Below are 6,037 nucleotides of genomic sequence, written 5' to 3'. Positions count from 1 at the left end.
GCAGCAGCAGCCAGGTGCCGACCGCCACGAACAGCAGCCACCACAGCACGGTGACCTTCAGCGTGATGAACCCCAGATCGATGTCGCTGGCGAACACCGCCTTGGCGCTGCTGAACCCGTCCAGCGAGCTGGTGTTCGGCGTGGCCACCGTGCCGGTGACCAGCTTGGTCACGCCCAGGTTGACGCCCTGCAGGATGAAGAAGGTGGACAGCGTGATCAGGAAGCTCGGGATCCCGGTGCGCATCACCAGATAGCCGTTGACGGCTCCGACCGCCAGCGCGATCAGCAGGCTCACCAGCACGCCGACCCACATGTTCAGGCTGAACTGGAAGCAGAACATCGCCGCCGCCAGCGCCGAGGTGGTCACCGCGACACCGGCGGACAGGTCGAACTCCCCGCCGATCATCAACAGCGCCACCCCCACCGCGACGATGCCGATGGTCGAGGAGGCGTACAGCACCGTCGCCAACGCCGGCAGCGTCCGGAACGGCTCCGCGACCGCGTAGAAGAAGGCGAAGATCACGATCGCCGCGGCCAGCGCGCCGATCTCGGGACGGCCGAGCACCCGCGACAGGAGTGATCGCTGGGCGCGGCCCGCGGGCGGCGCGCCGGCGACGGGCGGGGGTGGTTGGGTCGCGACGGACGAACTCATGGCCTGCTCCCTAGGAGGGTGTGGAGGGGGAGCCGGGCCGCAGCCCGGCTCCCCCAGAGCGGAACTACCGGGTGTTGTTCTGCGCGTACGGCAGGATCACGTCGATGTTGCTCTGGTCGACGACGGACGGACCGGTCAGCACCGGACCGCCACCGCCGATGTCGTTGCCGTTGGTCAGGTTCAGCCACAACGAGGTCACGGCCATGTAGCCCTGCACGTAGGGCTGCTGGTCGACCGACAACAGGATGCCGCCGTCCTGGATCTGCTGGGCCACGTCGGCGTTGAGGTCGAAGGTCGCGATGCTGGCCTGGCTGCCCGCGTCGGCCTTCGCCTGCGTAGCCGCCAGCGCGACGTCACCGGCCAGCGTGACGACGTCGGTGATCGAGGGGTCCTCCTGCAGCTTGGCGCCGATGGTCTGCTGCACCGCCGGCAGATCCGTGCCGTTCACGTAGAGGACCTCGGTGTTCGGGCTGGTCTTCGCCACACCGGCACAGCGGGCCTCCAACTGGACCTGCCCCTGCAACTGGATGACGCAGAGCGTGTGGCTGTCGGGCCTCTCCTGGACGATCCTCGTGCCCACGGTCTGCCCGGCCAGGTCCTCGTCGGAGCCGAAGTACATGCTGGCGCCGTAGTTCGTGTAGTCGGTGATCCCGGCGTTGAACGCCACCACCGGGATCCCGGCGTCGGCCGCCTTCTGCACGTTCGGACCGATGGCATCCGGGTTGGGCAGCGTGGTCGCCAGCCCGTCCACGCCCTGGTCGATCGCGTTCTGGATGAGCGTCGACTGCTCGCCGGCGTCCTGGTTGTTCGAGTAGTTGAGCGTGATGTTGTGGTTCGCTGCCGCCGCCTCGGCACCGGCGCGGATCTTGTCCCAGAACGTGTCACCCGGTGCCTCGTGGGTGACCATCGCGATGGTGTAGCTCTCGCCTTCCGCAGCGGCTCCACCGCCTTCGCTCTGGGCGCCGCCCTCGCTGCTGCACGCGGCCAGCGCCAGGGTGGCAACGCTGACGACTACGACGGCGGGCGCACGGAGCTTTCTCCGTGAAGGGCCGATTCTCATCGATTTCCTCTCTCCAGACAGCCGGCCGGGAGGCGGACTGCGGTGTCCTACGGGATGTGGGGATGTACGTGGTCGTGCAGGTGACCGGCCGTGGTGTCGAGCCGGTTGAAGCGGCGGTCAGGCGGGCTCGCGTGGACGGAATCGACTCGAGCGCGCCGGTCAGCGCCGTTCAGCCGTGGGTGTCTTGCGGGGGCGCAGCGGGAGCCCTGCGGCTCGGTAGCAGCTGTCGATCAGCCGTGCGGTGGCCACGGCGTCGTCGGTGTCGATCGGCATCGGCGCTCCCCCGCGGAGCGCGGCGATCAGTGCCTCGAGTTGGTAGATGTAGGACGAGCGGGTGCCGAGGTGCTCGGTCCTGGTGTCCGCCCCCGTGCGGATCAGGACGCGGTCGTCCTTGTGGGGCTGGACGAAGTCCTGGACGGTCGCCTGGCCGCGGGAGCCCGTGACGTGCAGGGTCATCTCGAACCTGGGGTGGGCCATGCTGCACCGGACCGCCCCGGTCGCCCCGGAGGGGAAGCGGAGGTCGGCTTCCAGCCACTCGTCGACGCCGGGTGCGCCGGCCCGTTCCTTCGCGCGGGCGTCGACGAGCTCGGGTTCTCCCCCGGCCCAGCGGCCCAGCGTGCGGTGGGCGTGCAGCCCGTAGCAGCCGAGGTCCATGAGCGCCCCGCCGGCGAGGTCGAACGACCAGCGCGGGTCGGCGTCGTCCGGTTCGGGCATGGCGATCAGTGCGTCGACGCGCTGGAGTTCGCCCAGCTCGCCGGAGTCGAGGAGCTCGAACAGCCGCTGCATCACCGGGTGGAAGAGGTAGTGGAACCCCTCGACCACCGTGACTCCCGTGTCCTGGGCGGCGGCACGGACCTCCGCGGCCTCCTCCGCCGTGGAGGCGAACGGCTTCTCGGAGAGGACGTGCTTGCCGGCCTCGACCGCGGCGAGGTTCCACGGGCCGTGCAGCGCGTTCGGCAACGGGTTGTAGACCACCTCCACCTCGGGGTCGGCCAGCACGGCGGCGTAGGAGTCGGTTGCGCGCTCGACGCCGTGCTCGGCGGCGAAGGCCTCGGCGCGGCGCCGGTCCCGGGCGGCCACGGTGACGAGCCGGGTACCCGTGACGTGCGCGGGCTTGACGATCGCCAGCTCGGCGATGCGCGCCGCACCGAGGATCCCGATCCGCAGGGGTTCCGTCGCCACGGTCATTCCGTGCTCCGCAGCACGGCACGCAGGTTGTCCGCGCTGGTGCGGACGTCGGTGACGGGTCCCTCGCCTGCCGGCTCCTCGGTCAGGATGGTGTCCTGCTCGAGGGTGTACCAGCCGTCGTAGCCACGCTTGCTGAGGTGCGCCACGATCGCGGCGACGTCGACGTCCCCGGTGCCCAGCGGCCGGTACATGCCCCGGGCGACGCCCTCGGTGTATGTCCAGCGCCCGTCCTGCACGTGCTTGGCCTTCGCGGCGTCGACGTCCTTGAAGTGCACGTGCGCGATCCGCTCGGGTGCCTGCCGGGTGAGCTCAGCCGGGTCGGTGCCGCCGATGAGCAGGTGCCCGGTGTCCAGGCAGAGCGCGATGGACGACCCGTCGAGGACCCGCTGCACCTCGGCGGTGTTCTCGATCATCGTGCCGACGTGCGGGTGCAGGACCGCGCGGATGCCTTGCTGCCCAGCGACGTGGCTGATCCGGCTGAGGTTGTCCAGCAAGGTCTGCCAGCCCTTCTCGTCGAGCTCGGGCCGGCTGTCGTAACCCTCCTGGCCGCTGATCGCCGAGAGCACGAGCGTGGAGGCATTGGCCGCGACGTAGCCCTCGAGGATCCGCTCGACCTCGGGGACGGGGTCGTGGCTCGGCACGTGCAGCAGTAGCGGGGTGAACCCGCCGACGGCCTGCAGGCCGTGCTGGGCGAGGACGGCGGCCATCGCGTCGGGCTCGGCAGGGAGGAAACCCTCGGGTCCGAGCTCGGTGGCCAGCAGGCCGACCTCGCGCATCTCGGCGAGGACCTTGTCGGGCCCGAGCTGGTATCCCCAGCCGGGGACCTCACACACGCCCCAGGAGATGGGCGCCCCGGCGATCCGGAACGGAGTCGTGTCGGTCATGTTGTGCCCTTCAGGAGGATCGGGGTGAGGTGGAGACGGCGTCCCAGTCCGGGTTCGCCACGGCGGACGGCCGCCGTCCGTTCACGACGTCGACGACGCCCCGAGCGGCGTCGGCGAAGGTCGCCGCGGTGGCCTTCCGGGTCAGTCCCATGAGGTGCGGAGTCAGCGTCACACTCGGGTGGTCGAAGATCGGGTGGTGCGCCGGGGGCTCGGACTCGAACACGTCGAGGCCGACCCCCGAGAGCTGCCCGGACTCCAGCGCCGCGAGCGCAGCATCGAGGTCGAGCAGGCCGCCGCGGCCGCAGTTGATGAGCACGGCCCCCGGCTTGGTCCGTGACAGGAACCCGGCGTCGACCATGTGGTGGTTCTCCGGCGTCAGGGGCACGTGCAGGGTCAGCACGTCGCTCTCGGCGACGAGCTGGTCGAGGCCGTCGCAGGCCACCTCGGTGGGCGGTGGGGCGAACGGGTCGTGAGCGAGCACCCGCATCCCGAAGGCCGCGGCCAGCTCACCGACCCGGCGCCCGATCCGGCCGTAGCCGATGATCCCGATGGTTGCCCCGTCGAGATCGCCGATCGGGCCGCCGGAGTCGCGTTCGGCCCAGCGGCCGCCCCTGACCAGGGCGGTCAACGGGGCGACGCGCTTGACCAGGGCGAGCGTGTGCGCGAGGACGCCCTCGGCGACAGCCCGGGTGCCGCTGCCGGGGGTGACGACGACGGCGATGCCCCGGGCGGTTGCCGCGTCCAGGTCGACCAGGTCCGTGCCGACCCCGGTCCGGGCCAGGACCCGCATGTGGGGTGTGCGGTCGAGGAACGCGGCGTCGACGAGGGCGTCGGCGCGGACGATCGCGCCGACCGCGACGGCGAGGTCGGCCTCGGTGGGCTCGGCGACGAAGTCGATCCCGTCGCCGAGCACGCCGGTCACGAGGTCCGGCTCTACCGTGCCGAGGCCCACGACCACCGGGCGGTGGGCAGTCGTCACCGCCCGACTCCGGCACCCGCCGGGTCGCCGCCGTAGGTGGCGCCGGGGACTGCCGGCACCTTCACCCACGACCCGGTGGACGCGGAGGTGACCGCGGCGCTGACGACCTCGGCCGCGGACTGGGCGTCGTCGATGGTGCAGGCGCCGGGCACGCCCTGGATGACCGACTGCAGGAACTTCTTGGCCTCGATGACCTTGAGGTCGTCGTAGCCCATGCTGTTGCCGGGGCCGGGCTGGAACTTCGCGTAGTCGCCCATGCCGGGGTTGCCGAGGATGGTGGTGTAGCCGGCGTGCGCGCCGCCGCGGCCGACGGCGAGCTTGAGCTCGTTCATCCGCTCGAAGTTCCAGGTGGCCGAGCCCTCGGTGCCGTAGACCTCGATGGCGAGCCCACACTGCGGTCCGACGACCACGCGGGAGCACTCCAGGGTGCCGACGGCGCCGGCACCGCGGGAGTTCGGCGCGAAGCGAGCGAGCACCGCGCCGTAGTCCTCGTTCTCCACGGTGCCCATCTCGCCGTCCTCGATGACCGCGAAGTGGGTGCCCGAGCCCATCGGCAGGATGGGTCGCTCGGGGTGGATGATCGTCGAGAGGGCGGTGACCTCGTCGATCGGGCCGACGACGTACTGCACGAGGTCGGCGACGTGGCTGAGCAGGTCGCCCATCGCGCCGCTGCCGGAGTACTCCTTCTGGAACCGCCACGACAGGGCGCCCTTCGGTTCCGATGCGTAGCCGTTGAGGAACACCGAGCGGATGTTGGTGATCCGGCCCAGCGTGCCGTCGGCGACGAGCTTGCGCATGTGCTCGACGGCGGGGGCGTGTCGGTAGTTGTAGCCGATGGAGGTGGCCACGCCGGCTTCGCGGGCGGCGGCGGCGACCTCGGCGGTCTCGTGGGCGTCGCGGCCGACGGGCTTCTCGATCCAGAAGGGCTTGCCGGCCTTCGCCGCGGCGATGCCGATCTCGCGATGCAGCATGTTCGGGGCGCAGATGGAGACGACGTCCACGTCGGGGTCGGCGAGGACCTCGCGGTAGTCGGTGGTGCCGCGCTCGTAGCCCAGGACGTCCTTGGCATACTCGACGCGGTCCGGCGCGGTGTCGGCGGCGATCACCAGCCGGCACTTCAGGCCCAGCTCGGGGTAGACCGACGGCATCGCCTGGTAGGCGCGGGTGTGCAGCTTGCCCATCCAGCCGACGCTGATCAGGCCCACACCGATCTCGCGGGGTGATCCGTTCTCAACAGTCACGATCGAACTCTCTCTCTGCGGGATGTGCGGAAA

General features: G+C 70.8%; 6 protein-coding genes. All 6 read right to left on the bottom strand.

All coding sequences use genetic code 11. The annotated features are described in order from the left end of the window. A partial coding sequence (locus BLW63_RS20790) for an ABC transporter permease (RefSeq protein ID WP_425284251.1) occupies positions 1–652 on the bottom strand: 652 nt, incomplete at its 3' end. A gap of 64 nt (positions 653–716) precedes the next feature. Further along, positions 717–1,559 (bottom strand): substrate-binding domain-containing protein, encoded by an 843-nt coding sequence (locus BLW63_RS20785; protein ID WP_244522704.1) that lies wholly within the window; start codon positions 1,557–1,559, stop codon positions 717–719. Between the two features lie 312 nt (positions 1,560–1,871). Continuing rightward, positions 1,872–2,900, bottom strand: a complete 1,029-nt coding sequence (locus tag BLW63_RS20780) for a Gfo/Idh/MocA family protein (protein WP_091160594.1) — start codon at positions 2,898–2,900, stop codon at positions 1,872–1,874. After that, positions 2,897–3,784, bottom strand: a complete 888-nt coding sequence (locus tag BLW63_RS20775) for a TIM barrel protein (protein WP_091160591.1) — start codon at positions 3,782–3,784, stop codon at positions 2,897–2,899. The genes BLW63_RS20780 and BLW63_RS20775 overlap by 4 nt, the downstream gene beginning before the upstream one ends. 10 nt (positions 3,785–3,794) lie before the next feature. Beyond that, on the bottom strand, positions 3,795–4,763 hold the full coding sequence (locus BLW63_RS20770) for an NAD(P)-dependent oxidoreductase (protein ID WP_091160588.1): 969 nt from the start codon (positions 4,761–4,763) through the stop codon (positions 3,795–3,797). Continuing rightward, positions 4,760–6,004, bottom strand: coding sequence for a Gfo/Idh/MocA family protein (locus BLW63_RS20765; protein WP_091160586.1), 1,245 nt, complete (start codon positions 6,002–6,004; stop codon positions 4,760–4,762). The genes BLW63_RS20770 and BLW63_RS20765 overlap by 4 nt, the downstream gene beginning before the upstream one ends. Between the last annotated feature and the right edge of the window lie 33 nt (positions 6,005–6,037).

The sequence above is a fragment of the Geodermatophilus africanus genome (genome assembly GCF_900107105.1).
Lineage (GTDB): Bacteria > Actinomycetota > Actinomycetes > Mycobacteriales > Geodermatophilaceae > Geodermatophilus > Geodermatophilus africanus.
The sequence above is the reverse complement of the archived record's forward strand: the minus strand, read 5'-3'. Positions and strand labels throughout refer to the sequence as shown.

Excerpts from the sequence above, each read along its gene's own strand:
- BLW63_RS20785 (WP_244522704.1), bottom strand. The coding sequence starts at position 1,559 with ATGGTCACCCACGAGGCACCGGGTGACACGTTCTGGGACAAGATCCGC.
- BLW63_RS20780 (WP_091160594.1), bottom strand. The coding sequence starts at position 2,900 with ATGACCGTGGCGACGGAACCCCTGCGGATCGGGATCCTCGGTGCGGCG.
- BLW63_RS20775 (WP_091160591.1), bottom strand. The coding sequence starts at position 3,784 with ATGACCGACACGACTCCGTTCCGGATCGCCGGGGCGCCCATCTCCTGG.